The sequence below is a fragment of the Phenylobacterium sp. GW821-FHT12F10 genome, from assembly GCF_058806695.1.
Window position 1 is genome coordinate 1730101 of sequence record NZ_JBXAPY010000001.1, and the last position, 24997, is coordinate 1755097.

The window sequence follows — 24997 nt, forward strand, 5'->3', positions numbered from 1 at the left end:
ACGGCGATCCGATCCGGGTGAGCCTGATCGCCGCGGCCGCCATCGTCGGCGCGAGCCTGGTGGCCAAGATGGCCCTGGGTTAGCCCGGCGTGCGCCGGTGCATCAGCTTGAACACCCCTGAGGCGCGCACCACGTCGTGACCGCCCACATAGGCGCGGCCCTCCACGAAGGCCACGTCCCGGGTCGCGCGGGTGACGCGCGCATCCCCCATCACCCACTCCCCCACCCGCGCCATGTGCAGGAAGTCCACCGACAGGTGGATGGTCACCGAGCGGGTCTGGGTCTCGCGCCAGACGGCGGCCGCCAGCAGACCGTCCAGGAAGGCGGTCAGCATGCCGCCATGCACCAGGCCAAGGCCGTTGGCGTGGCGCTGCTCGGCGAAGAAGGCCTGCTCGGTCAGCTCCCCCTGCTGCGCCCGATGATAGTAGGGGCCGTTGATGGTGGAGAAGTCGCCCCGGCCCTGGGAGCGAATGAAGCCCTCCGGCGGGACGATCTCGGCGGCGGGGTCGGGCTTCATGGGGCGGCGGCTTTCACGGGTTTCAGGACGATCTCGTAGAGGCGGGGCCAGTTCTTGCCGGTGACGAACAGGCGGTCGTGGTCCCGGTCATAGGCGATGCCGTTGAGCACCGCGTCGGGATCGCGGCCGGGGCCGGTCTCCGGCAGGCCGCTCATGTCGATCCAGCCCTTCACCGCGCCCGTGCGGGGGTCGATGCGGGCGATGCGGTTGGTCAGCCAGATATTGGCCAGGATCTCGCCCCTCACCCACTCCAGCTCGTTGAGGTTGGGAACCGGGCGGCCGTCGGCGGTCACCCGCAGGCGGCCGGTCTCCTTCAGGGTCCTGGGGTCCAGGAACCTCAGGGTCGGGGTGCCGTCGCTCATGATGATGCGCTTGCCGTCCTGAGTCAGGGCCCAGCCCTCGCCGGGATAGCGAAAGCTGCCCTTCTGGGCGAAGCTCTTCAGGTCCCAGCGGAAGCCGACGCCATCGCGCCAGGTGAGGCTGATCAGCTCGCCGCCCCAGTTGACGATGCCCTCGCCGAAATAGGCCGGCGAGAGGGCCTTGGACTGCAGCACCACCCCGTCCTTGAGCCGCACCTTGCGGATCGAGGAGCGGCCCTCGAGGCCGGTGCTCTCGAACAGGACGCCGTCCAGGTAAAACAGGCCCTCGGTGAAGGCGCCGGTGTCATGCGGATAGGACGCGCGCACCTCATAGCCCTGAACCGGGACCAGGGCGGCGGCCGGACCGCCGGCCATCACCGCGACGAGGGCCAGGCACAGGGCGGCCAGCGGCCGGAGGATCGAAGACGGCAAACCAGGCTCCCTGGGCGAGGACGGGCCTATCCTTTGCGGGAGCCTCGTGGCGGAGGCAAGGCGCAGCCGGCCTCAGGCCATGCCGATCGACTCCAGCTCGGCCACCACCAGGCCCTTGGGCCCCTCTGCGAAGCGGACCATCACGTCGTCGCCGGGCTGCAGGTCCTCGATACCCGAGCGGCGCAGGGTCTCGATGTGGACGAAGATGTCGCCCGGCTCGCCGTCGCGCACGACGAAGCCATAGCCCTTGGCGCGGTTGAACCACTTGACCTTGGCCCGCTCCAGGGGGCCGCGCGCCTGGGGCGTGGGACGGGGGCTGCGGGCCTGGAAGCCGCCGCTCGGACGGTCGAAGCCGCCGTGACGGTCGAAGCCGTCGCGGTCGCGCCGGAATCCGTCGTCGCGGCTGCGGCGCTCGGCCGGCGGCGGGGCGGAACTCTCGTCCAGGTCCACCACCTCCGACACCTGCCAGCCCTTGGGCCGGCGGATCACGTCGCAGACGATGATCGCCCCCTCCAGGGCGTTCTCGCGCCCGGAGTTACGCAACGAGGTCACATGCAGGAGAACATCTTTCAGGTCGGTCTGGCCCGGATCGTCAGGAACGATGAAGCCATACCCCTTGCCCGCGTCGAACCACTTGATCCGCCCACTGATCCGCACCGCGTCTTCGTGCGAATCCACACCCTCATATTCGTAACCAGACATTTGCCCCTCTGGCCCGATCTCCCAATCCCTACGGATACTGGCCAGTTATAACACTGTTCTCGTAACAGGAGAGCCGTCAATGGGGGTTTTTCACCCAAATGCACGCATCTGGTGTGTTTCTCGCGCAATGCGCGATGCGTGGGCGTTCGCCGTCGCCTCAGGGGCGGTTTCGCGTGGCAGTCCCTAGGGGAGTCGAACCCCTCTCTCCAGGTTGAAAACCTGGCGTCCTAACCGATAGACGAAGGGACCGCAGCGGCGAAGGGCGGCTCTATATCTGCGTTCCTGGGGGTGTGCAAGCGCACTCACCACCACTTGTCGCACTTCCCTGCAAAGCTCGCGGCTCAGCCGACGCGGCGAAGGTCGGCGACGTCCTCGATCTCCAGCTCGACGCTGGATCGGCCCTGCCAATCGTCCGGCTTCAGGCGACCGACAATATGCAATCCGCCGCCCTCGGCCAGCAGCCTCGCGCCGATCTCCGTGCCCTCCGAACGCCAGGCCACGGCCTTCAGCTTGCCGCCGGAGCGATCGGTCAGGGTGACCCGCACATGCCCGCCCTTGAGCGCCATGGCCCGCTCCACGCGGACGTCGGACAGGGCGAAGACCGGCTCGGGATTGCCGGGGCCGAAGGGCGCCATCCGCTGGAAGCTCTCATAGAGGGCGCGGTCGGCCCCGCCGGTGGTGATCAGGGCGTCGATGTCCAGACCGTCCTCGGCCGCCGCGACCTCGCTCTCGTCGGCCAGCCGCTCGCAGAGGAAGGCGCGCAGGTCGGGAATGGTGTCGGGCTTGACGCTGAGCCCCGCGGCCATGGCGTGGCCGCCACCGGCGATCAGCAGGCCCGCCTCATAGGCGGCCTGGACGGCGCGGCCCAGATTGACGCCGGGCTGGGAGCGCCCCGAGCCCTTGCCGACATTGGCCGCCCGGTCGATCCCGATGACCATCACCGGCTTGCGATAGCGTTCCCGCAGGCGCCCGGCCACGATGCCGATCACTCCCGGATGCCAGTCGTCGGCGGCCACCAGCAGCACGGGCAGGTCGGCCTGGTTGCTCTCCCGCTCGATGATCCGCACCGCCTCCTCCAGCACCTCGCGCTCGACTTCCTTGCGTGAGGCGTTCAGGGCGTCGAGCTCGGCGGCCAGGTCCGCGGCCTCGCGGGGGTCGTCGGTGGATAGCAGGCGCGCGCCGAGGTCGGCGCGGCCGATGCGGCCGCCGGCGTTGATACGTGGCCCCAGGACGAAGCCCACATGGAAGGCGCTGGCCGGTCCCTGGCTCTTGGCGACCTCCAGCAGGGCCTTCAGACCGGGATTGCGCCAGCCGGACATCACCTTCAGGCCCTGGGAGGCCAGGGCCCGGTTGAAGCCCACCAGCTGGGTCACGTCGCAGATGGCGCCCATGCAGGCCAGGTCCAGCCACTGGCGGATATCGGGCTCGGGGCGCTCGGGGCTGAACAGGCCCTGTCTGCGCGCCTCACGGTTGAGGGCGGCCAGCAGGACGAAGGTGACGCCCGCGGCGGCCAGCACCCCCTGCCCCGACCCGCAGCCGGGCCGGTTGGGATTGACCAGGGCGGTGGCCGGCGGAACCTCGTCGCCGCGCATCAGGTGGTGGTCGATCACCACCACCTCCAGCCCGATCTCCACGGCGTAGGTGACCGCCTCCATGGCCGCGGCGCCGCAGTCGACGGTGATCACCAGCTCGACGCCTTCGTCCTTCAGGCGGCGGAAGGCGGCCGGCGACGGGCCATAGCCCTCGGTGATGCGGTCGGGGACGTAGATGCGCAGGGGCGCCCCCATGGCGCGGGTCCAGCGCACCAGCTGGGCGGCGCTGGAGGCCCCGTCCACGTCATAGTCGGCGAACACCGCCATGGGGCGGCCCTTGGCCACGGCGTCCACCAGGATCTGGGCGGCCTTGTCCATGTCCATGAAGCTGGAGGGGTCCGGGAACAGGGCCTTCAGCGTCGGGTTCAGATAGTGCTCGCCCCCGCCGTCCTCGACCCCGCGGGAGGCCAGCGCCCTGGCCAGGGGCTCGGGCAGGCCCAGGGCCATCTCATGGCGGCGCACGGTCTCGGGATCGGCGGCCCGCTCGCGCCACAGCCGGCCGCTGAGCGACTTGGTGACGCCCAGATAGCCCGCCGGGGTGGAGCCGTCCGCCATCACACGGGCCGTTTCATCCGCACTTCGCGCACGGTCTGGGTGGCGGAGTTCATGACGATGGTGTGGGTGTGGACGAAGCCGTCCTCATAGTGGACGCCGTCCAGCAGCGCCCCGTTGGTGACGCCGGTGGCGGCGAAGATGGCGTCGGCGCGGACCATCTCGTGCAGGTCGTACTTGCGGTCGAAGTCGGTGATGCCGATCCGCCGGGCGCGGGCCTTCTCGTCGGCGTTGCGGAACACCAGGCGGCCCTGGAACTGGCCGCCCACGCACTTCAGCGCCGCGCAGGCCAGCACCCCCTCGGGCGCCCCGCCCTGGCCGACATAGAGGTCGACTCCGGTGGAGGGGTCGGCGGTGTTCATCACCCCGGCCACGTCGCCGTCGGTGATCAGATAGACCCGGGCGCCCACCGAACGGACGCTGGCGATCAGCTCGGCGTGCCGCGGACGGTCCAGAATGCAGACGGTGATCTCGGTCGCCTCGACGCCCTTGGCCTCGGCCAGGGCCTCGACGTTCTGCGCGGCGCTCTTGTCCAGATCGATGATCCCGGCCGGATAGCCGGGGCCGCAGGCGATCTTGTCCATATAGGTGTCGGGCGCGTTCAGCAGGGTGCCCTTGGGCGCCCAGGCCATGACGGCGAGCGCATTGGCCATCGCCTTGGCCGTCAGCGTGGTGCCTTCCAACGGATCCAGGGCGATGTCGATCTTGGGGCCTTTGCCCCGCCCGACCTTCTCGCCGATGTAGAGCATGGGCGCTTCGTCGCGCTCGCCCTCGCCGATCACGATCTCGCCGTCGATGTCCAGGTCGTTCAGGGCCGTGCGCATGGCGTCGACAGCCGCCTGGTCCGCTTCCTTCTCGTCGCCCCGGCCCACCAGTTTCCAGGCGGCGATGGCGGCGATCTCGGTCACCCGGACAGCGTCGATGACCAGACCGCGATCCAGAATTTCGGAACTCATGAACACGTCTCCTGCCGGAATCCGGCATAGCCGGCGACTATCGTGAGATTCTCAGATGCGCGCGATGCGCAACAGCCGTGGTCTCTCCAGCACCGAGGGCAGATTCGCGATGCGGTCGATCGCCGCCGTGAGCACCGATTCGGCCACCGCGTGGGTGGTCAGCACGATCGGCACCCCGTCGGCGTTCTCCACCGGCTTCTGCAGGAAGCTCTCGATGGAGACGCCCGCCTCGGCCAGGGTTTCGGAGACGGCGGCGATCACGCCGGGCTCGTCCTTGACCATGAAGCGCAGATAGGCCCGGCCCATGCTCTTGGAGGGGTCGACCGGGGTGAAGGGTTTGAGCTCACCGGCCGGCTTCTGGAAGACCGGGCGCACGGCGCCGGTCATCACGTCGGCGATGTCGGCGGCCACGGCCGCGGCGGTGGGGCCAGACCCCGCGCCGGGACCCTGGATGTAGATGGTGCCGATCCGGGTTCCCTCGATGAACAGGGCGTTCAGCGCCCCGCCGGCCTGGGCCAGGGGGTGGTTGATGGGCGCCAGGGAGGGGTGGACCCGCACCAGGACGCCGTCCGGCGAGCGGTCGGCCGAGGCCACCAGCTTGACCCGATAGCCCAGGTCGCGGGCCAGCTTGATGTCCATCAGGTCCACGCCGTCGATGCCTTCGATCTCGGCCGCGGCGAAGGTGGGGGCGCAGCCGAAGGCCAGCGCCGCCAGGATGGAGATCTTGTGGGCGGCGTCGAAGCCGCCGACGTCCATGGTGGGATCGGCCTCGGCGTAGCCCAGGCGCTGGGCCTCGGCCAGCACGTCGGCGAAGGCGCGACCGCCGGAGTCCATCTCCGTCAGGATGAAGTTGCAGGTGCCGTTGAGGATGCCGGCGACCGACTTGATGTCGTCGCCGACCATGGCCTCGCGCAGCATCTTCACCGCAGGGGTGCCGCCCATGACGGCGGCCTCGAACAGCAGGGGCACGCCCTTGGACTCGGCCAGCAGCGCCAGTTCGGCCCCATGCTCGGCGATCAGCGCCTTGTTGGCGGTGACCACGGGCTTGCCGGCGTTGAGGGCCGCCTCAACCGCGGCCTTGGCCGGGCCGTCCGAGCCGCCGATCAGCTCGACGAACAGGTCGTTGTCCGGCGACTTGGCTAGTTCCACAGGGTCGTCGAACCAGGGCAGGTTGGAGATGTCGAAGGGCCGGGGCCGCGAACGCGAGCGCGCCGAGACCCCGGTCACCACGGCCTGACCGCCGGCGGGCGCGAAGCCCGGCCGGTCGGACAGGAAGTTCAGCAGGCCGCCGCCGACCGTTCCCAGGCCGGCGACGCCGATACGCCAGTTCTTAGCCGTCATCCGTCCTACGCTCCTTCAGAGCTTCGGAGGATTGATCCTCCATCCACACGGCCGTGTCCTCCGTAGCCTCGGCGAAGGAGGATCATTGGGCCGCCAGGGTGTTGTGGGCCCGGCCGAGGATTTCCTCGGAATTGGCCAGGAACTTCTTCACGTTGCGCGCGGCCTGACGGATGCGGTGTTCGTTCTCCACCAGGCCGATGCGGACATAGCCCTCGCCATATTCGCCGAAGGCCACGCCGGGGGCGACGGCGATGCCGGCCTCCTCGATCAGCAACTTGGCGAACAGCATGGAGCCGGCGTCCTTGTACTGCTCGGGCAGCGGGGCCCAGGCGAACATCGAGGCGGGCGGCGACGGGATGTCCCAGCCGGCGCGCTTCATCGAGGTCACCAGGGTGTCGCGACGGCTCTTGTAGGTGGCGCGGATCTCGTCGACGCAGTCCTGGGGACCGTTCAGGGCCGCGGCGGCCGCGACCTGGATCGGGGTGTAGGCTCCGTAGTCGAGATAGGACTTCACCCGGGCGAGCGCCGCGCACATCCGCTCGTTGCCCACCACCATGCCGACCCGCCAGCCGGCCATGGCGTAGGTCTTGGACAGCGAGTTGACCTCGACGGCGATGTCCTTGGCTCCGTCCACCTGCAGGATGGAGGGCGGCGGGTTGTCGTCGAAATAGATCTCGGAATAGGCGATGTCGGAGAGCACCAGCAGGTCGTGCTTCTTCGCCAGCGCCACGGCCTCCTTGTAGAAGTCCAGGTCCACCCACTGGGCCGTCGGGTTGGACGGATAGGACAGGATCAGGACGCTGGGGGCCGGGCTGGAGTGGCGCATGGCGGCGCTGACGCCCGACAGGTACTCCTCCGGCGAGGGGGCCGGCACGTGACGGATCACCCCGCCGGCCATGATGAAGCCGTAGGCATGGATCGGATAGGCCGGGTTCGGGCAGAGGATCACGTCGCCCGGGGCGGTGAGGGCCTGGGCCAGGTTGGCGAAGCCCTCCTTCGACCCCAGGGTGGCGATCACCTCGGTGTCGGGGTTCAGGGTCACGCCGAAGCGCTTCTTGTAGTAGCCGGCCATGGCGCGGCGCAGGCCGACGATGCCCTTGGAGGCCGAGTAGCGACCGGCCTTGGGGTCGCGGGCGGTCTCAATCAGCTTGTCGACGATGTGCTTGGGCGTCGGCATGTCGGGATTGCCCATGCCGAAGTCGATGATGTCCACACCCTGGGCGCGCAGTCGCGCCTTGATGCGGTTCACCTCTTCGAAGACGTAGGGCGGAAGGCGTCGGATACGGTGGAATTCGGGGGTCATTTTGAGCTCGGGCCGCGTGCCTCGCGGCGGTAGGGAGCTGAAGTCGCACATGGCAGGTCCCGTACGGGGGCTCCGCCAAGCAGGTTCAAATTCGTTCGCCTCCGCGGGCCTATCTGGGCGGCGGAGGCGGTGTAGCTCGCGCCCGCTGCGCCTTGGCGAAGGCTTCGGTCTCCGCCGTGGTGGAAATGGCTTCCGACTCGGGACCGGCCATGTCGCGGGCGCGGCCGGCGAAGGCCTCGGTTCCGGTCAGGGTCCAGGTCGAGGGCGCGGTGTCGCGCATCAGCTCGGCGCCGGCCACCTCAAGCTCGTCGGCGGCGCGGCCAAAGGCCGGCAAGGGGCGCACGTCGGCGGGAACCGGGGGAATGTCGGCGAAGGTCGGATAGGTCGTGCGGGCGCGGGCCGCGCTGGCCACCTGGGCGGCGATCGGCGAACTTGGATCGACCTTGGCGGTCACGAAGGGGTTGGAGACGGCGCAGCCGCCGAGCAGGCTCGCGCCGCAGACGCAGGCCAACAGCCCGGTCCGAAAGGTTCCGAGGCGACTCATCACGAAAAGTCTAGGCGACGCGTTCATCTAGGCGCTGGTCTTATGCCATGATTGCTTCGGGCGAAAGAGCGCGAGCGCCAAGCCTTGAAGACAACCTGGGAGAAGACGGTCATGAGCAAGCAGCCGACCAAGACCAAGGCCGCCAAGGCCAAGTCGTCGGACAAGGCCAAGACCGCCGCCAAGGCCGAGGCCTCCCCCAAGAAGATCAAGACCAAGACCGCCGAACCCAAGGCCAAGGCGCCCAAGGCCAAGCCGGAGGCGGCGCGCGCCGAGCCCCCCCGCGTGGAGTCGCCCCAGGCCGCGGCCCCTCGCGCCGAGCCGCCGCCTCGGGTCAGCCCCGCCGCCGCCGCGGCCTTCGGCGCCACGGTGGACTTCCCGCCCGCCAAGCTGAGCCCCGAGCAGCGGGACATGATGGAGAAGCTGTCGGCCAACCTGGCCCGCGCGGCGCTCACCGCCCAGGGCGCCATCGCCGAGGCGGCGCTTCGCCAGGCCGAGCGCCCGGCCGCCCTGCAGCCCGACCCCTTCCACGTGGCCCCTGCCCTCACCGACGTCATGGGTCGGCTGGCCTCCCAGCCCGACCGGCTGGTCCGCGCCCAGGCCGACCTCTTCCAACGCTATCTGGAGCTCTGGCAGACCGCCGCCCGCCGCGCCGCCGGCGAGGCCGTCGATCCGATCGTCACCCCGGCCAAGGGGGACAAGCGCTTCAACGATCCCGACTGGAACGACAATCCGGTCTTCGACGTGATCAAGCAGTCGTACCTGGTCACCTCCAACTGGCTCAACGCCCTCGTCTCCGAGGTCGATGGCGTCGACCCGATGACCAAGCGCCGGGTCGAGTTCTTCATGAAGATGCTCACCGACGCCTTCTCCCCCTCGAACTTCCTGGTCTCCAACCCGGCCGCCCTGCGCGAGGCGGTGTCGACCCAGGGGCAGAGCCTGCTGCAGGGCATGGAGAATTTCGCCGCCGACCTGACCCGCGGCGGCGGCACCCTGGCCATCAGCCAGACCGACTACGACATGTTCAAGATCGGCGAGAACGTCGCCACCGCCCCGGGCAAGGTGGTGTTCCAGAACCAGGTGCTGCAGCTCCTGCAGTTCAACCCGACCACGGAACAGGTCTTCGAGATCCCGCTGGTGATCTTCCCGCCCTGGATCAACAAGTTCTACATCCTCGACCTGCGCCCCGAGAACTCGATGATCCGCTGGCTCACCGACCAGGGGATCACCGTCTTCGTCGCCTCCTGGGTCAATCCCGACGTGGAGATGGCCGCCAAGACCTTCGAAGACTACATGCAGCAGGGCATCTACGAGGGCACGGCGGCGGCCATGAAGCAGGCCGGCGTCAGCCAGGTGAACACCGTCGGCTACTGCATCGGCGGCACCCTGCTCTCGGCGACCCTGGCCCACATGGCGGCCAAGGGCGACAAGCGGATCGCCTCGGCCACCTTCTTCGCCGCCCAGCAGGACTTCGCCGAGGCCGGCGACCTGCTGCTGTTCACCAACGAGGACTGGCTGGGCGACCTGGAAAAGCAGATGGACGCCGCGGGCGGGGTCCTCTCGGGCCAGGCCATGGCCGAGACCTTCAACTCCCTGCGGGCCAACGACCTGATCTGGTCGTTCTTCGTGAACAACTACCTGATGGGCAAGGAGCCCAAGCCCTTCGACCTGCTGTTCTGGAACTCCGACCAGACCCGCATGCCCAAGGCCCTGCACCTGTTCTACCTGCGCAAGTTCTACGGCGAGAACGCCTTGGCGAACGGCAGCCTGGTGATGGACAACATCAAGCTGGACCTGTCGAAGGTGAAGACCCCGGTCTATGTCCAGTCGTCCAAGGAAGACCACATCGCCCCGGCGCGCTCGGTCTATCGCGGCGCCAAGCTGTTCGGCGGGCCGGTGACCTTCACCCTGGCGGGCTCGGGCCACATCGCCGGCGTGATCAACGCCCCGGTCGCCAACAAGTACCAGTACTGGTCCAACCCCGAGCTGCCGGCCACCGTCGAGCAGTGGATGGAGAAGGCCAAGGAGACTCCGGGCTCCTGGTGGCCCCACTGGGCCGCCTGGCTGAAGGCCAAGTCCGGCGGCATGGTCCCGGCCCGCGATCCCGCCAAGGGCCCCTTCAAGCCCCTGGAGGACGCGCCCGGATCCTATGTGAAGGTGAAGTCCTAGGAATGACCAAGACCATCGCCGAGCTTCAGCGCGAGATGGCCCAGGCGATGGACCACGAGGAGTACGAGCTGGCCGCGACGCTGCGCGACCAGATCGCGGCCCTGCAGCCGGGTTCGATGATCAAGGTTCAGCAGCCCGGCCAGATGGGGGTGGGCACAGACCAGCAGGCGGTTCGACCCCCAAAGGGCTGGAAGCCGCCGCCCAAGCCCGACCTGATGACGCGCAACCACAGGCCGCGGGGCGGAAAGCGGTAAGCACATTCCAACCCCATTGTCCCGGACGGCCGATAGGCGGAGCCGGGTTGACGTGATGAGTCAGTCCGGCACGTTTCGCCAGCCGGCCACCAGCCCGAAACTCGCCCGGTCGATCTCGATCCAGCACCCGCCGCCCGGGTGTTGGGGTTTGTCCTGATCGCCGATGGCCGCGCCCTGCAGGTGCGCCATCAGCAGTTCGCCGACCCCGCCATGGGCCACCACCACCAGGTCGCCGCGGGTGGGCTCGTCGCGGGCCAGACGGCGCATCGCGGTGACGATGCGGTCCTGGGCGTGGCGGGCGGTCTCCCAGCCGCGCACGCTCTCGTCGGGCTTGCCGAAGAACTGCGCCACCACCTCCCAGAACTCCGGCGGGGCGATATAGCCGGTGGCCGAGCGGTCGTTCTCGCCGAGGTCCGGATCGATCCGGTGCGGCACGCCCAGGCGAGCGGAGATGATCGCCCCGCCATCCAGGGCCTTCTGCTCGCCGCTGGACCAGACCGCCGTGACGCGCCCGTCCGCCAGGCGTTCGGCGAACAGGCCGGCGCGCCGGCGGCCTTCGGGCGTCAGCGGCCAGTGGGGCACCGGGACGGCGGGGTCGATGACCACCTGCGGGTGGGTGAGATAGTAGATGCGCGGCATGGCGACTCCGGAGGGACCTGGCGCGACACTAGCCCAGGCCGGCGGCGGCGCTAGGCCGGCACGAACCGCAGCGCCACCCCGTTGTTGCAGTAGCGCAGGCCGGTGGGGCGCGGGCCGTCGTTGAAGACGTGGCCCTGGTGGCCCAGGCACTGGGCGCAGTGGTATTCGGTGCGCAGGATGCCGATGGCGAAGTCGGGCTTCTTGATCAGCCCGCCGCCGATGGAGGTGAAGAAGGAGGGCCAGCCGGTGCCGCTCTCGAACTTCGCCTCGCTCTTGAACAGGGCCCAGCCGCAGCCGGCGCAGACGAAGGTCCCCTTGCGGTGCTCCTTCAGCAGCGGGCTGGTTCCCGGCCGCTCGGTGTCCTCGTGGCGCAGGACGCGATAGGCGTCGCCTGGCAGACGCGCCTTCCACTGGGCGTCGGTGAGCTTCTTCCACTTGGGGTCAGGCGCCGGCAGGGCCGCGGCGAGCGCCGAGGCGCCCGGCGCGAGCGCCAGGGTTAGGGCCGAACAGGCGAGGAAGCGACGACGGTCGAGGAGCTGGGTCATGTCAGGTCATACGTGGCGGAGGGCGTGAAGGTTTCACGCCCTCCCCGTCCCGTCCACGACCTAGAGCCCGGCGGCCTCGTCCAGACCCAGCATCAGGTTCATGTTCTGCACGCAGGCGCCCGAGGCGCCCTTGCCCAGATTGTCCAGCAGGGCCACCAGGCGGACCTGGCCCTCGGCTTCATTGCCGAACACGAAGAGCTTCATGCGGTTGGTGCCGTTCAGCCCCTCGGGATCCAGCGTCTTGGTGGCCTGCGCCTCCTCCAGGGAAGCCACCTCGACGAACTGTTCGCCGGCGTAGCGCTCGGCCAGGGCCGCCTGGACAGCCGCGAGGGTGGGTTTCTTCGGCAGGGCCCAAAGGTGCAGCGGGATCTCGACGATCATGCCCTGGTGATAGCGCCCCACGGCCGGGGTGAAGATCGGCTTGTGGACCAGGCCGCCGCGCTCGGCGATCTCCGGCACATGCTTGTGGGCCAGGCTCGTGGCGTAGATCCGGTAGGCGACGGTGGTGTAGTCGGCCGCGTTCTTGTCCTCGAACTCGGCGATCATCTGCCGGCCGCCGCCGGAATAACCGGAGACGGCGTTGATGGTGACCGGGTGCTCGGCCGGCAGCAGGCCGGCGTCCACCAGGGGCCGGATCAGGGCGATGGCGCCCGTCGAGTAGCAGCCGGGGTTGGACACCCGCTTGGAGGCCGCGATGGCCTCGCGCTGGCCGACGATGGCCTCGGGGAAGCCATAGGCCCAGTCCGGCGCCACCCTGTGCGCGGTGGAGGGATCGACGATCTTCACCGCCGGATTGGTGATCAGGCTGACGGCCTCCTTGGCCGCCTCGTCGGGCAGGCAGAGGATCACCACGTCGGCGCCGTTCAGAAGCTCGGCGCGCGCGGCGGCGTCCTTGCGCTTGGCCGGATCGATGGAGAGCAGCTGCAGGTCGGCGCGGCTCTGCAGCCGCTCGCGGATCTGCAGGCCCGTGGTGCCGGCCTCGCCGTCGATGAATACCGTGTGGGTCATGGTTTGCTCCTGATCGAGCCGAATTCCAGATAGCAGAAGGGGCGCCCCGGTTTCCCGAAGCGCCCCTGTGCAAAACGCGAGTGAACGCGCGCGGGTTTAGCGCTTCGAGAACTGGAAGCTGCGTCGCGCCTTCGCCTTGCCGTACTTCTTCCGCTCGACCACGCGGCTGTCGCGGGTCAGGAAGCCGTGCGGCTTGAGCACCGGGCGCAGGCCCGGCTCGTAGTAGGTGAGCGCCTTGGACAGGCCGTGGCGGATCGCGCCGGCCTGGCCCGACAGGCCGGAGCCCTGGACCGAGACGACGACGTCGAACTGGCCGACCCGGTCAGTGACCTGGAAGGGCTGTGCGATCATCATGCGCAGCACGGGACGAGCGAAATAGATTTCCTGGTCGCGGCCGTTGATCGTGACCAAGCCCTTGCCGGGCTTGATCCAGACCTTGGCGATCGCGTTCTTCCGCTTGCCGGTGGCGTAGGCGCGGCCGAACTTGTCGATCTTTTGCACGGCCGGCTCGGCGGCCGGTTGCGAGGAGAGGCTTTGCAGGGCCTCGAAGCCTTGGGGTTCGGACATCTGCTTACGCGCTCCGCACGTTCTTGGCGTTCATCTCTTTGAACGCGATGGTCTCGGGGGCTTGCGCCTCATGCGGATGCTCGGGCGAATTGTAGAGGCGCAGATGGGTCATCTGCGCGCGCGCCAGGGGGCTTTCCTTGGGCAGCATGCGCTCGACAGCCTTTTCCAGGATGCGTTCCGGGAACTTGCCGTCCAGGATCTGGCCGGCGCTGCGCTGCTTGATGCCGCCGGGGTGACCGGTGTGGCGGTAGTAGATCTTGTCGGTCAGCTTCTTGCCGGTGAACTTCACCTTGTCGGCGTTGATCACGACGACATAGTCGCCGCAATCGACGTGCGGGGTGTAGTCGGGGCGGTGCTTGCCGCGAAGACGCATGGCGATGAACGAGGCGAGACGGCCGACGACGGCGTTCTCGGCATCGATCACGATCCACTTCTTCGTGACGTCGGCGGGCTTCAGAGAAGCCGTCGTCTTCATCATGGGAACGGGTCCGTAATAGAGGTGGGACCAGGAGATCCCGACGAAAGAGGCGCGCTGATACGTCGGCTCGCCTCGCCTGTCAACAGTTCCGATCGGTCGATCGGCGGAAATCCTTACGCCATAAGGGTTTCCGAGATCGGGTATCTGAATACCGCGTCAAACGAACGTCACGCGACTGTGGTGCAAGCTGCGCAAGCGGCGCCGCCACGGCGCCCCAGCCCGGATGCCCCATGTTCACCTCGCGACGCCAGCTGATCCGCGCCACCGCGGCCACCCTCGCCTTCTCCGGCTTCTCCCGCTTCGCCGCCGCCCAGGACTCGGGGATCGACGGCTATCGGAGCGAGGTGGCGGGCTACGGTCCCCTGCGCCGCGATCCGGCGGGGCTCTTCGACCTGCCCGAGGGGTTTTCCTACACCGTGGTCTCCAAGGCCGGCGATCCGATGAGCGACGGGCTGGTCACCCCCTTCAAGGCCGACGGCATGGGCTGCTTCGCCCTGGACAACGACCGCGTCGCCCTGGTGCGCAACCACGAGGTCAAGCCGATCGACACCGAGATCACCGCCTTCGGCCGCGGCCGGGCCCTGGCTGGCAAGGTCGCGGCCGACCGGATCTATGACCGGGGCGACGACGGCCTGCCCTTCGGCGGCGGGACCACCACCCTGGTCTACGATCTGCGCAAGAAGACCCTGGAGCGCGCCCATCTCAGCCTGGCGGGCACGTCCACCAACTGCGCCGGCGGGATCACGCCGTGGGGCTCGTGGCTGTCCTGCGAGGAGACCACCCAGAACAGGGGCCAGGAGGCCCAGAAGGACCACGGCTGGGTCTTCGAGGTCCCGTCGCGGGGCAAGGGCCTGGCCGATCCGATCCCGCTGACGGCGATGGGCCGCTTCCGCCACGAGGCCGCCGCGATCGATCCCCGCACGGGCGTCGTCTACATGACCGAGGACATGGGGGACGGATTCGGCCTCTTCTACCGTTACCTGCCCAAGGACCGCACCCGGCTGGCCGCGGGCGGCCGACTCCAGGCCCTGTGCCTGCCCGAAGGCGCCGACGCCGATCCGCGCAACTGGGAGACCCCCTACTGGAAGGTCGGCGACTCCCGGGCCGTCCACTGGGTCGATCTGGACGGCGCCGACAATCCCTATGAGGACCTACGCTATCGCGGCCACGCCAAGGGGGCAGCCTGGTTCGCCCGCGGCGAGGGCATCTATTACGGCCAGGGCGAGATCTATTTCGCCTGCACCAGCGGCGGCCCGGCCGGCGGCGGCCAGGTGATGCGCTACGTCCCCAGCCCCCAGGAGGGCCAGGCCGGCGGGACCGGCGGCCGCCTGGAGCTGTTCGCCGAGCCCACCGACATCGCGGTGATGGAGATGTGCGACAACATCGCCGTGGCGCCCTGGGGCCACCTCTTTGTCTGCGAGGACAAGATCGGCGGGGTCAATTTCCTGCGCGCCATCACCCCGCAGGGGAAGATCTACACCATGGCCCGCAACGCCGCCCTGCTGGGGGGCGACACCGCCACCAACGCCGAGCTGGCCGGGGTCTGCTTCTCACCGGACGGCACGACGATGTTCGTCAACGTCTACTGGCCGGGCATGACCCTGGCCATCACCGGCCCGTGGGCGAGTTTCAAAGCGTGACAGCCTGAAGTGGAGGCCGGTTCAGGCCTCCGTCACGCGCCCCAGCATAGACCTTAGGGCCGGCGCACCCGCCAGGCGAAGGCGGTGGCGAGGGCCAGCAGCAGGGCCGCTGTGATCTGGTGCAGCAGGCCAAGCCACAGCGGCACCCCAGCCATCAGGGTGGCGATCCCCAGGCCCGCCTGGACGATGACCACGCCCCCGAGCGTCAGGGCCAGGGCCTTGGCGCCGGCGGGCAGGTAGCGGGAGCGCTGGGCGCCGACGGCGGCGGCCAGGACGACGATCAGCAGCAGATAGGCCATCAGCCGGTGATGGAGCTGCACCGCGCCCTGGCTGTGGGCCACGGTCGCCCAGAAGCCGGCACCGGCATAGTCCTTGGGGAACAGGGCGCCGTTCATCAGCGGCCAGTCGTTATAGACCAGCCCGGCGTCGTTGCCGGCCACCAGGGCGCCCAGCAGGATCTGCAGGTAGATCAGCCCGGCCAGACCGAAGGCCCGCAGGTTCCAGGGGCTGGGCACGGTCTGGCGCGGCGCGCCGGTCCAGGCGTCGAGACCCGTCCAGACCAGGCCCGCCAGCAGGGCGAAGGCCAGGCCCAGGTGCAGGGTCAGGCGCTCGGGCGCCACCGAGACCCGGTCCGACAGCCCGCTGGCCACCATCCACCAGCCCACCAGGCCCTGCAGGCCGCCCAGGCCGAACAGCACCGCGCAGCGCCAGATCAGCCGCTTGGGAATCTGCCGCCGGATCAGGAAATAGGCGAAGGGAACCGCGAAGGCGGCGCCCACCAGGCGGCCCAGCAGCCGGTGGCTCCATTCCCACCAATAGATGGCCTTGAAGGCCTCCAGGCTCATGCCCTTGTTGAGCTGCTGGTACTGGGGAATCTCGCGGTAGCGCGCGAACTCCTCGTTCCAGTCGCCGGCCGACATCGGCGGCAGGGCGCCGGAGACCGGTTTCCACTGGGTGATGGACAGGCCTGAGTCCGTCAGGCGCGTGGCTCCACCCACCACGACCATGGCCAGGACCAGGAGGGCGACGGCGAAGAGCCAGATGGCGACCGGCCGCGACCGATCCGAGCGAAGAAAAGACGTCATGGGGGGTGACTAAGAGCCTTTCGAGGCGTTCCTGGGGCGACCCTTACCTTGAGACCCCGGCGCGCGTCCACGCTTGCGCGCGTCATCCGAACCGGGGATGGTCAAAGCAAGCCAGACGGGGGCGTTGAGGCGATTTCATGGACGGCGTCGGGCTGTTTGGCGAGATCCTGATCGGGATGCTCGCGGGGTGGATCGCCGCCCTGGCGCTCGGCCGCCGCCACAGCCTGTTCGTCTACATGGCCGTGGGCCTGGTGGGCGCCATGCTGGGCCGGGTGATCGCCGGAGGCCTGGAAATCCGCCTGGTGGGCTTCATCGGCAGCCTGATCGCCGCCACGGTGGGCTCGATCCTGTTCCTCGCCCCCTTCGCCATCTTCCGCCGGCGTTAGCCGCGCCCTATACCGGCGCCATGAGCGCACGTGTCCGGAAGTTCGTCGGCGGGATCGGCATCCTGGTTTTCCTCGCCGCCTATATCTGGGGGATGAGCACGCTCAGCGAGTACGTGCCCGACCAGTGGGCCCTGAAGCTGGCCTTCTTCGCCGTGGCCGGCATCGGCTGGGGCGTGCCCATCCTGCCGCTGCTGTCCTGGATGAACCGGGGCCGTTAAACGAAAAGGGCGCCCTCTTGCGAGAGCGCCCCTTCGGCCTTCCGATGGTCGGAGCGACAGGATTCGAACCTGCGACCCCTTGACCCCCAGTCAAGTGCGCTACCAGGCTGCGCCACGCTCCGACATCGGCAAGGCGGCCCTTCTAACCTCTTGCGGCGCATGGGCAAGCTGAATTTCCCGCCGCGGCGATCATTGAGGATGAGCATGGCTGAGGTGATGGAACCGATCGAGCTGAGCCTCACCGTCGCGGCCCTGCCCGACCGCGCCTTCGACCTGTTCCAGGCCCGGTTCGGCGAGTGGTGGCCGGCCGACTACACCTATTGCGGCCAGGGCGACCTGACGCCCGACTTCATCGGAATCGGCGAGACCGAGGGCGCGATGTGCTCGGAGATCGGTCCGCACGGCTTCCGCGTCGACTGGGGCCGCACCCTCACCTTCCATCCCGGTCGCCACCTGGCCTTCCTGTGGCAGATCGGCCCGGACTCCGCGCCCCAGCCCAATCCGGACCTGGCCAGCATCGTCGAGCTGCGGTTCGCTCCGGCCGGCGAGGCCACGTCGGTCACCTTCACCCACCGGGCTTTCGAGCGGCATGGCGAGGGGGCGGACGACTATCGGGCGGAAATGGCCGGCGAGCACGGGTGGCCCCTGCTGCTGGAGCGGTACCGGGCCTTCGTGGCGGAAAACCCCTAGCGCTTCAGCAGGGCGTCCAGGCGTCGCTTGGCGGCCTGCAGGTCGTCCAGGGCGAAGACCAGCCGCTCGCGTCCGTCAGCGTCCAGGTTGATGGCCGAAAGGCCCAGAACCGGCCCCGGCTCGCGGGCGGGCGCCGGCGGCGGCGGTCCGCCCTCCCCGTTGGCCGCGGCCAGCAGGCGCTTGAGCCCCTGTTCCTTGTGCAGGCGCTGGACGCCCTTGATGGTGTAGCCGTCGTCGTGGAGCAGGGTCTTGACCCCGCGCAGCACCGCGATGTCCTGCGGACGGTAGAAGCGGCGGCCGCCAGCCCGCTTCATCGGGCGGATGAAGGAGAACTTGGTCTCCCAGAATCTCAGCACATGCTGGGGCACGCCCAGCTCGTCGGCCGCTTCCGAAATGGTGCGAAAGGCGTCCGGGCCCTTGGCCACAGCGGCGCCTGGCTACTTTCCGAGGGCGCGGTCTACTCGCGCCTTCATGACCTGCGAGGCGCGGAAGCCGATCACGCGGCGCGGCTCGATGGCCGCGGGCTCCCCCGTCTTGGGATTGCGCCCCATGCGGGCGCGCTTGGCGCGGACCTGGAAGACGCCAAATCCCGAAAGCTTGACCTGCTCGCCACGCTCCAGCGCCTGGGAGGCCAGTTCCAGCGTCCGTTCGACCAGCTCGGAACAATCCTGGCGGGTCAGGCCCACCTCCTCGTGAACCGCCTCGCACAGGTCGGCTCGCGTCACCGTCGCGCCCTTCATACTCGCCCCTGCCCCTACTGAACCACCACCGACGAGACGCAATCGCGGAAAACGTCGGAGAACCGTCATGACCTGATTGTCGCATCAGGTCAAAGACTTCAAGGCGCAGATTGGGGAATCGGCTGAGGCTTTCGCCTAGAGGCGCACCACGCAGGCGCCCCAGGTCAGGCCGCCGCCCATGGCCTCCATCAGCAGAAGCTGACCCGGCTTGATGCGACCGTCGGCCACCCCTTCGGCGAGCGCCAGCGGGATGGAGGCGGCCGAGGTGTTGGCGTGCTTGGCCACCGTGGAGATGACCTTCTTGTCGTCGATGCCCAGCCGGCGGGCCACGCCCTCCAGGATGCGCTGGTTGGCCTGGTGGGGGATGAACCAGTCGACGTCCGACACCTCGATGCCGGCGTCCGCGGCGGCGGCGACCACGGCTTCGGAGATGTTCACCACGGCGTGGCGGAAGACCTGGTTGCCCTGCATCCGCAGGTGGCCGATCTGGCCGTTGGTGGAGACCCCGCCGTCGACATAGAGCAGGTCCTGCTTGGCGCCGTCGGCGCGCAGGGCGAAGCCCAGCAGGCCACGGTCGGCGGTGCCGCCGTCGCCCTCCCCCGGTTCCAGCACCACGGCCCCGGCCCCGTCGCCGAACAGCACGCAGGTGCCGCGGTCGGTCCAGTCCATCAGCCGCGTCATGCTCTCGGCCCCGATCACCAGGGCGCACTTGGACCGGTTACGAGCGACGAAGCCGTCGGCGGTGGAGAGGGCGAAGACGAAGCCCGAGCACACCGCCTGGACGTCAAAGGCGATGCCCACCGGACAGCCCAGCTTGCGCTGGACGATGGTGGCCACGGCCGGAAAGGTCAGGTCGGGCGTGGTGGTGCCCACGATGATCAGGTCGACGTCGGCGGGCGTCTTGCCGGCGGCGGCCAGGGCGCGCTTGGCGGCCTCGACGGCGAGATCGGAGGTCGGCTGGTCCGGCGCGGCGCGGTGGCGCTGGCGGATGCCGGTGCGCTCGACGATCCACTCGTCGCTGGTGTCTACGACCTTGGCCAGGTCGGCATTGGTGACGATCTCGTCGGGCAGATACCCCCCGACCCCGGTCACGACGCTACGCAGGACTCTAGTCAACTTTTGCGGCTCCATCGACGGCCGGCGCGCTCGACTCGGCCACGGCGGCGGTGAGCCGCGTCATATTCTTTTCGACCTCGCTGGCGAAGTCGCTTTGCGAAAGGCTGGCGGCCATGGCGATGGCGTCGGCGAAGTCCTGGGCCTTGGCGCCCCCATGAGATTTCACCACCACGCCATTGAGGCCCAAGAGGGGCGCGGCGCGCGGCGGGTTCAGTTTCCGCCCGAAGCGGCGAAGTCCGGCCCGCGCCAGCAGGGCGCCGGCGGTGGTGATCAGCGAGCTGGTGAGGGCGGCCCGCAGCTCGGCCTCCACATAGCGTCCCGTGCCCTCTGCGGCCTTGAGCATGATGTTGCCGGTGAAGCCGTCGGTGACGGCCACGTCGACGGTGTTCTTCGACAGGTCGTCGCCCTCGATGAAGCCGCGATAGTCCAGGTCGAACTTGCCCGAGCGCAGGATGGCGTGCGCCAGGCGCACTTCCTCGTGACCCTTCACGTCCTCGGATCCGACATTGATCAGGCCCACCGTGGGCTTGGCCACGCCGTGGAAGGCGCGGTGGAAGGCCTCGCCCATGATGGCGAACTCCACCAGCCGCTCGGCGTCGCAGTCGATATTGGCGCCGACGTCCAGCACGGTGGTCAGGCCCTTGGCGCCGGGCCAGCTGGCCACCAGGCAGGGGCGGTCGACGTCGACGCTCATGCGCAGGATCAGCTTGGCGATGGCCATCAGGCCGCCGGTATTGCCCGAGGAGACCGCGGCCACGGCCTCGCCGGTCTTCACCGACTCCACCGCGTTCCACATGGAGCTGCCCTTGCCGCGGCGCAGGGCCACGGCGGGCTTCTCGTCCGAGGCGATGACCTTGTCGGTGTGACGGACCTCGACTTGGCTCGCCAGGCCCGGGTGGCGCGCCAGCTCGGGCGCGAGGACGGCCTCGTCGCCGTGCGCCAGGAACCGGGTGGTCGGCGGCATCGCCTTGGCGGCGAGCGCCAGGGCCGGCACGGTCACGGAAGGTCCGTGGTCGCCCCCCATCGCGTCTATGGAAATGACCAGGGTTCGGGTCAAAACGTTGCGTCCAGCCCCCTATTGCGACCGCGCCGGGACGATACAGCCCAGGCCCGACGATGCAAACCGCCCAGGCGGAGCGGGGTCATTCGCCCTCACCCTTGAGCTTCTTGAGCGCGGCGAAGGGCGACAGGTCGGTGGTGTCCGGGGCGTAGTCGAAGGTCGCCCCGGGCTTACGGGGAAAGGGATCCATCTCCAGGGCCAGGTGCTCGATGAGGTAGGCCGACAGGTCGATCTCCTCGTCGGCCAGCACGTCCGGCGGATCGGGTTCGTCGGGGTCGAACTCCAGTTCGACCGTGGCGGCCTCCGACTCAGCCGGGGCGTTGGGGCTGCCGGCCGGGACGACGCGGAATTCGATATCGGCGCTGAGCGTCTGCTCGAAGGGCTCCAGGCTGACCCCGCAGATCTGCTCCACCACGGCGTCGAACTGGCCGAGGATCTCGGCGCCGTCCAGCCAGGGATGGACCGTGATGTCGGCGGTCAGGGCCGGCAGGCTTTCCAGCCCCACCTCCTTGGCGATCAGGGCGCGGGTCTCGGCGTCGGGCTCCAGGCGCAGCTTCACCGGCCCCTTGGAGAGCTCGCCCAGGCGAATCGTCTGTCTCCAGGCGCGTTTCATGCGGGGCTCCAGACGGCTTGCCCGGCCAGCAGGGCCTCCAGGGGCTGGGCCGCCAGGGCGGCGCGCTGGGCGATCACATAGTCGGCCAGCTTCGGCAGGGCCGCCGAATCGGCGCCGGCATAGACCGTGCGGATCAGCAGGGCGTTCAGGGCGGCGGTGTCGGGCAGCGATTCGAAGGCGGTCTCGTAGGACTTCACCCGGCCGTAGAACGCCTCTCCAAGCTTGCGCATCTTCTTGCCCACCGACAGGTCGCCCACCCCCATCTCCCGCAGGGCGTCGTCCAGGGAGGCGACATAGGTGTCGAACAGGGCCTGGGAGGTGTCGCTGGCCTGCGGCCCCTGGCGGCGAAGGCGATCCAACAGCAGGAAGACGTGCAGGGTGTAGATCTCGAAGCGGCCCTCCACCGTGTCGGGGGCGCCCAGCACCTCGTACAGGGCCGGCGTCCGGGCCTGGGTCACCACGCCGGCATAGAGGGCGCGACCCGCGGTGAGGGTCGGCTTGGGGCGGAACAAACGGTCCAGAAGCATCTTGGCCTCGATTTCGCCCGAAGGGGCCTTTAAGGGCGGCATTGCAGTAAGGGGCCGCGAGCGATAGGTCAAAGCCCAGGAAAATTGAACGGGTGTGGTCCGCACATGTTTCGCAGTGTCGCTTTCGCCGCTATCGCCGCCGGCCTCATGGCCACGGCCGGTTGCGCGCCGATCACCACCTACTCCGGATTCCAGGCGATCGACGCCAATCCGAAGGACGTGAAGGTGGGGACCGACACCAAGTCGATGGTCCGCGGGCGGCTCGGGTCGCCCTCGGCCACCTCGACCTTCGACCCGAACGTCTGGTTCTATATCGACCAGGTCAAGGAGACCGTGGCCTTCCGCATGCCGAAGACCACCCGCCGCGACGTCACCGCCATCGCCTTCAACAAGGACACCGAGGTGGTGGAGAGCGTCAACCAGTACAGCCTGAAGGACGGCAAGGTCATCGCCTTCAACGGCCGTGAGACCCCGACCCGGGGCCGCGAGCTGACCATCTTCGAACAGCTGATCGGCACCGTCGGCCGCGGCACCATGCTGCCCAACCAGGACGACGGCGTCCCCGGCAACCGCCCGGGCGACCGCCGCTAGAGAGCCGCCGAATCATCGTCGCAAGAAAAACGCCCCGGAGATCGCTCTCCGGGGCGTCGTTCGTTTGGCCTTGAGGGGTCGGCTTAGCCGACCACCCCGTGGGCCAGGACCGCCAGCAGCAGCAGAGCCACGATGTTGGTGATCTTGATCATCGGGTTCACGGCGGGACCCGCCGTGTCCTTGTAGGGGTCGCCGACGGTGTCGCCGGTCACCGCGGCCTTGTGGGCCTCGGAGCCCTTGCCGCCGTAGTGGCCTTCCTCGATCAGCTTCTTGGCGTTGTCCCAGGCGCCGCCGCCCGAGGTCATCGAGATGGCGACGAACAGGCCGGTGACGATCACGCCCATCAGCATGGCGCCGAGGGAGGCGAAGGCGTCGACCTTGCCGGCGATGGCCTTGATCACGAAGAACAGGACGATCGGCGAGAAGACCGGCAGCAGGGAGGGCACGATCATCTCCTTGATCGCGGCCTTGGTCAGGATGTCCACGGCGCGGCCGTATTCGGGCTTCACCTCCCCGGTCATGATGCCGGGGTTCTCACGGAACTGACGGCGGACCTCTTCCACGACCGACTCGGCGGCGCGGCCCACGGCGGTCATGGACATGCCGCCGAACAGGAAGGGCAGCAGCCCCCCGAACAGCAGGCCAACCACGACGTAGGGGTTCGACAGGTCGAAGGCCACGGCGCCCAGGCCGTCGAAGAACGAGCCCGGCTCGGCGTTGGCCGCGAAGTACTTCAGGTCCTCGGTATAGGCCGCGAACAGCACCAGGGCGCCGAGACCGGCCGAACCGATCGCATAACCCTTGGTCACCGCCTTGGTGGTGTTGCCGACGGCGTCCAGGGCGTCGGTGGTGACGCGGACTTCCGGCGGCAGACCCGCCATCTCGGCGATGCCGCCGGCGTTGTCGGTGACCGGACCGAAGGCGTCCAGGGCGACGATGAAGCCCGCCAGGGACAGCATGGCCGTGGTGGCGATGGCGATGCCGAACAGGCCCGCCAGGCCGTAGGTGACGATGATGCCGACGATGATCACCATGGCCGGGGCCGCGGTGGACTCAAGGCTCATGGCCAGGCCCTGGATCACGTTGGTGCCGTGGCCGGAGACGCTGGCCTTGGCCACCGACTTCACCGGGCGGAAGCCCGTGCCGGTGTAGTACTCGGTGATCACCACGATCAGGGCGGTGACCACCAGGCCCGCGATGCCGCAGTAGAACAGCTCCTGGGGCCCGAAGGTCTTGTCGCCCACCGTCAGGGTGGCCGGGACCAGCTTCTGGATGACCCACCAGATCGCGCCGACCGACAGGACGCCGGTGACGATGAGGCCCTGATAGAGGGCGCCCATGATGTTCTGGGACTTGCCCAGGCGCACCGCGAAGGTGCCGATGATCGAGGTGACGATGCAGACGCCGCAGATGGCCAGCGGCAGCAGCATCATGTTGGTGACCACCTCCACGTTGTCGCGGAAGAAGATAGCGGCCAGGACCATGGTGGCGACCGTGGTCACCGCATAGGTCTCGAACAGGTCGGCGGCCATGCCGGCGCAGTCGCCGACGTTGTCGCCCACGTTGTCGGCGATGGTCGCGGCGTTGCGCGGGTCATCCTCCGGGATACCGGCCTCGACCTTGCCCACCATGTCGCCGCCAACGTCGGCGCCCTTGGTGAAGATCCCGCCGCCGAGGCGGGCGAAGATCGAGATCAGCGAGGCGCCGAAGCCGAGGGCGACCATGGAGTCGACCACGTCGCGGCTGGTGTTCTCCAGGCCCAGGGGACCGGTGAGCACCGCGTAGTAGCCCGCCACGCCGATCAGGGCGAAGCCGGCCACCAGCATGCCGGTAATGGCGCCGGAGCGGAACGCCAGGGACAGGCCCTTGGCCAGGCCTTCCGAGGCCGCCTGGGCGGTGCGGACGTTGGCGCGGACCGAGATCAGCATGCCCACGAAGCCCGCGGCGCCCGACAGGATGGCGCCGGTGGCGAAGCCGATGGCGGCCAGCGGACCGATCAGCAGATAGGCGGCGATCAGGACCACCACGCCGACCATGGCGATGGCGGTGTATTGGCGGCGCAGATAGGCCTGCGCGCCCTCCTGGATCGCCGCGGCGATTTCCTGCATGCGGGCGTTGCCGGGCGAGGCCCGCATCAACGATGCTGTCTGGACGATGCCGTAGAGCACGGCCAGGAAGCCGGCGGCGATCACCAGCTCAAGCGTTAAACTCATAATCTGAAAGCCCCTTTTGCGATTGCGCGGAGGGGGGACGACGGCAGCCTAAGGCGCGCCCGTCGGTATGTTCCCGGCCCCATGGTGTTTCCCCAGTTGGAGCGCCTTTAGGCGACGCTCCTTATTTAAGACCGTGAAAGTGCCAAAACTGCCGCGCCGAAGC

The 24997-nt window shown here is 68.9% G+C and carries 28 protein-coding genes and 2 tRNA genes; 7 read left to right on the forward strand and 23 right to left on the reverse strand.

What is annotated here, in order from left to right; all coding sequences use genetic code 11:
• Positions 1–79: 79 nt before the first annotated feature.
• The 9 genes from AC1RN5_RS08665 to AC1RN5_RS08705 all read right to left on the reverse strand — a co-directional run bounded on the left by AC1RN5_RS08665 (position 80) and on the right by AC1RN5_RS08705 (position 8298).
• On the reverse strand, positions 80–517 hold the full coding sequence (locus AC1RN5_RS08665; protein ID WP_493040795.1) for a PaaI family thioesterase: 438 nt from the start codon (positions 515–517) through the stop codon (positions 80–82).
• A complete protein-coding gene (locus AC1RN5_RS08670) occupies positions 514–1308 on the reverse strand; it encodes a glutaminyl-peptide cyclotransferase (protein WP_493040796.1) in 795 nt (264 codons plus the stop codon). Before AC1RN5_RS08670 ends, AC1RN5_RS08665 begins: the two co-directional genes overlap by 4 nt.
• Positions 1309–1380: 72 nt before the next feature.
• Positions 1381–2010 (reverse strand): cold-shock protein, encoded by a 630-nt coding sequence (locus AC1RN5_RS08675; protein ID WP_493040797.1) that lies wholly within the window; start codon positions 2008–2010, stop codon positions 1381–1383.
• Positions 2011–2184: 174 nt separating this feature from the next.
• Positions 2185–2259: transfer RNA gene (locus tag AC1RN5_RS08680), tRNA-Glu, on the reverse strand.
• A gap of 92 nt (positions 2260–2351) precedes the next feature.
• Positions 2352–4157, reverse strand: coding sequence for a single-stranded-DNA-specific exonuclease RecJ (gene recJ, locus AC1RN5_RS08685; protein ID WP_493040798.1), 1806 nt, complete (start codon positions 4155–4157; stop codon positions 2352–2354).
• Positions 4157–5110, reverse strand: a complete 954-nt coding sequence (glpX, locus tag AC1RN5_RS08690; RefSeq protein ID WP_493040799.1) for a class II fructose-bisphosphatase — start codon at positions 5108–5110, stop codon at positions 4157–4159. The genes recJ and glpX overlap by 1 nt, the downstream gene beginning before the upstream one ends.
• A 51-nt stretch (positions 5111–5161) precedes the next feature.
• The gene (locus tag AC1RN5_RS08695; RefSeq protein ID WP_493040800.1) at positions 5162–6451 is read right to left on the reverse strand and encodes a homoserine dehydrogenase; all 1290 of its coding nucleotides are present in this window, start codon (positions 6449–6451) and stop codon (positions 5162–5164) included.
• 82 nt (positions 6452–6533) lie between these two features.
• Positions 6534–7754, reverse strand: a complete 1221-nt coding sequence (locus tag AC1RN5_RS08700; protein ID WP_421931372.1) for an LL-diaminopimelate aminotransferase — start codon at positions 7752–7754, stop codon at positions 6534–6536.
• Positions 7755–7863: 109 nt separating this feature from the next.
• Positions 7864–8298: a hypothetical protein gene (locus tag AC1RN5_RS08705; protein ID WP_493040801.1), complete on the reverse strand. Its 435-nt coding sequence runs from the start codon at positions 8296–8298 to the stop codon at positions 7864–7866.
• Between the two features lie 111 nt (positions 8299–8409).
• Between AC1RN5_RS08705 and phaC the strand changes: the two genes are divergently transcribed.
• Together phaC and AC1RN5_RS08715 are read left to right on the forward strand one after the other, a co-directional pair.
• Positions 8410–10464: a class I poly(R)-hydroxyalkanoic acid synthase gene (phaC, locus tag AC1RN5_RS08710; protein ID WP_493040802.1), complete on the forward strand. Its 2055-nt coding sequence runs from the start codon at positions 8410–8412 to the stop codon at positions 10462–10464.
• A 2-nt stretch (positions 10465–10466) separates the two neighbouring features.
• Positions 10467–10718 carry a UvrB/UvrC motif-containing protein gene (locus tag AC1RN5_RS08715; protein WP_493040803.1) on the forward strand — a complete coding sequence of 84 codons (252 nt, stop codon included), beginning with the start codon at positions 10467–10469 and terminating at the stop codon, positions 10716–10718.
• A gap of 60 nt (positions 10719–10778) precedes the next feature.
• Here the strand turns inward: AC1RN5_RS08715 and AC1RN5_RS08720 are convergent, their stop codons facing one another.
• From AC1RN5_RS08720 to rplM, 5 genes are all read right to left on the reverse strand, one after another.
• Positions 10779–11357, reverse strand: a complete 579-nt coding sequence (locus AC1RN5_RS08720; protein WP_493040804.1) for a histidine phosphatase family protein — start codon at positions 11355–11357, stop codon at positions 10779–10781.
• 50 nt (positions 11358–11407) lie between these two features.
• Positions 11408–11902 carry a peptide-methionine (R)-S-oxide reductase MsrB gene (msrB, locus tag AC1RN5_RS08725; RefSeq protein WP_493040805.1) on the reverse strand — a complete coding sequence of 165 codons (495 nt, stop codon included), beginning with the start codon at positions 11900–11902 and terminating at the stop codon, positions 11408–11410.
• A 60-nt stretch (positions 11903–11962) separates the two neighbouring features.
• Positions 11963–12910 (reverse strand): N-acetyl-gamma-glutamyl-phosphate reductase, encoded by a 948-nt coding sequence (argC, locus tag AC1RN5_RS08730; RefSeq protein WP_493040806.1) that lies wholly within the window; start codon positions 12908–12910, stop codon positions 11963–11965.
• A 96-nt stretch (positions 12911–13006) separates the two neighbouring features.
• Complete coding sequence (gene rpsI / locus AC1RN5_RS08735) at positions 13007–13477, reverse strand: 30S ribosomal protein S9 (RefSeq protein ID WP_493040807.1); 471 nt, start codon at positions 13475–13477, stop codon at positions 13007–13009.
• A 4-nt stretch (positions 13478–13481) separates the two neighbouring features.
• Positions 13482–13955 carry a 50S ribosomal protein L13 gene (rplM, locus tag AC1RN5_RS08740; RefSeq protein ID WP_304701863.1) on the reverse strand — a complete coding sequence of 158 codons (474 nt, stop codon included), beginning with the start codon at positions 13953–13955 and terminating at the stop codon, positions 13482–13484.
• 230 nt (positions 13956–14185) lie between these two features.
• Between rplM and AC1RN5_RS08745 the strand changes: the two genes are divergently transcribed.
• Entirely contained in the window at positions 14186–15595 is a 1410-nt protein-coding gene (locus AC1RN5_RS08745; protein WP_493040808.1) for an alkaline phosphatase PhoX, read from the forward strand.
• 53 nt (positions 15596–15648) lie between these two features.
• On the opposite strand, the gene AC1RN5_RS08750 is transcribed toward AC1RN5_RS08745, so the two are convergent.
• Positions 15649–16680: a COX15/CtaA family protein gene (locus tag AC1RN5_RS08750; RefSeq protein ID WP_493040809.1), complete on the reverse strand. Its 1032-nt coding sequence runs from the start codon at positions 16678–16680 to the stop codon at positions 15649–15651.
• Between the two features lie 137 nt (positions 16681–16817).
• Here AC1RN5_RS08750 and AC1RN5_RS08755 point away from each other — a divergent pair, with 137 nt between their 5' ends.
• Complete coding sequence (locus tag AC1RN5_RS08755) at positions 16818–17066, forward strand: GlsB/YeaQ/YmgE family stress response membrane protein (protein ID WP_421931363.1); 249 nt, start codon at positions 16818–16820, stop codon at positions 17064–17066.
• 20 nt (positions 17067–17086) lie between these two features.
• A complete protein-coding gene (locus AC1RN5_RS08760) occupies positions 17087–17284 on the forward strand; it encodes a DUF2842 domain-containing protein (protein WP_421931362.1) in 198 nt (65 codons plus the stop codon).
• Between the two features lie 45 nt (positions 17285–17329).
• On the opposite strand, the gene AC1RN5_RS08765 is transcribed toward AC1RN5_RS08760, so the two are convergent.
• Positions 17330–17406, reverse strand: a tRNA-Pro gene (locus AC1RN5_RS08765).
• Positions 17407–17488: 82 nt separating this feature from the next.
• Here AC1RN5_RS08765 and AC1RN5_RS08770 point away from each other — a divergent pair.
• Positions 17489–17974, forward strand: coding sequence for an SRPBCC family protein (locus AC1RN5_RS08770; protein ID WP_493040810.1), 486 nt, complete (start codon positions 17489–17491; stop codon positions 17972–17974).
• Here the strand turns inward: AC1RN5_RS08770 and AC1RN5_RS08775 are convergent.
• The 6 genes from AC1RN5_RS08775 to AC1RN5_RS08800 all read right to left on the reverse strand — a co-directional run bounded on the left by AC1RN5_RS08775 (position 17971) and on the right by AC1RN5_RS08800 (position 22030).
• Complete coding sequence (locus AC1RN5_RS08775; protein WP_493040811.1) at positions 17971–18399, reverse strand: MerR family transcriptional regulator; 429 nt, start codon at positions 18397–18399, stop codon at positions 17971–17973. The genes AC1RN5_RS08770 and AC1RN5_RS08775 overlap by 4 nt on opposite strands.
• 12 nt (positions 18400–18411) lie before the next feature.
• Positions 18412–18714: an integration host factor subunit alpha gene (locus AC1RN5_RS08780; RefSeq protein ID WP_304701856.1), complete on the reverse strand. Its 303-nt coding sequence runs from the start codon at positions 18712–18714 to the stop codon at positions 18412–18414.
• Between the two features lie 135 nt (positions 18715–18849).
• Positions 18850–19830, reverse strand: a complete 981-nt coding sequence (locus AC1RN5_RS08785) for a beta-ketoacyl-ACP synthase III (protein WP_493040812.1) — start codon at positions 19828–19830, stop codon at positions 18850–18852.
• Positions 19823–20887, reverse strand: coding sequence for a phosphate acyltransferase PlsX (gene plsX / locus AC1RN5_RS08790; protein WP_493040813.1), 1065 nt, complete (start codon positions 20885–20887; stop codon positions 19823–19825). Before plsX ends, AC1RN5_RS08785 begins: the two co-directional genes overlap by 8 nt.
• An 85-nt stretch (positions 20888–20972) precedes the next feature.
• Entirely contained in the window at positions 20973–21503 is a 531-nt protein-coding gene (locus AC1RN5_RS08795; RefSeq protein WP_493040814.1) for a YceD family protein, read from the reverse strand.
• Positions 21500–22030 (reverse strand): ubiquinol-cytochrome C chaperone family protein, encoded by a 531-nt coding sequence (locus tag AC1RN5_RS08800; RefSeq protein WP_493040815.1) that lies wholly within the window; start codon positions 22028–22030, stop codon positions 21500–21502. The genes AC1RN5_RS08795 and AC1RN5_RS08800 overlap by 4 nt, the downstream gene beginning before the upstream one ends.
• 105 nt (positions 22031–22135) lie before the next feature.
• Here AC1RN5_RS08800 and AC1RN5_RS08805 point away from each other — a divergent pair, with 105 nt between their 5' ends.
• Complete coding sequence (locus tag AC1RN5_RS08805) at positions 22136–22621, forward strand: outer membrane protein assembly factor BamE (RefSeq protein WP_421931355.1); 486 nt, start codon at positions 22136–22138, stop codon at positions 22619–22621.
• 83 nt (positions 22622–22704) lie between these two features.
• Here the strand turns inward: AC1RN5_RS08805 and AC1RN5_RS08810 are convergent, their stop codons facing one another.
• A complete protein-coding gene (locus AC1RN5_RS08810) occupies positions 22705–24834 on the reverse strand; it encodes a sodium-translocating pyrophosphatase (RefSeq protein ID WP_493040816.1) in 2130 nt (709 codons plus the stop codon).
• Positions 24835–24997 lie beyond the last annotated feature (163 nt).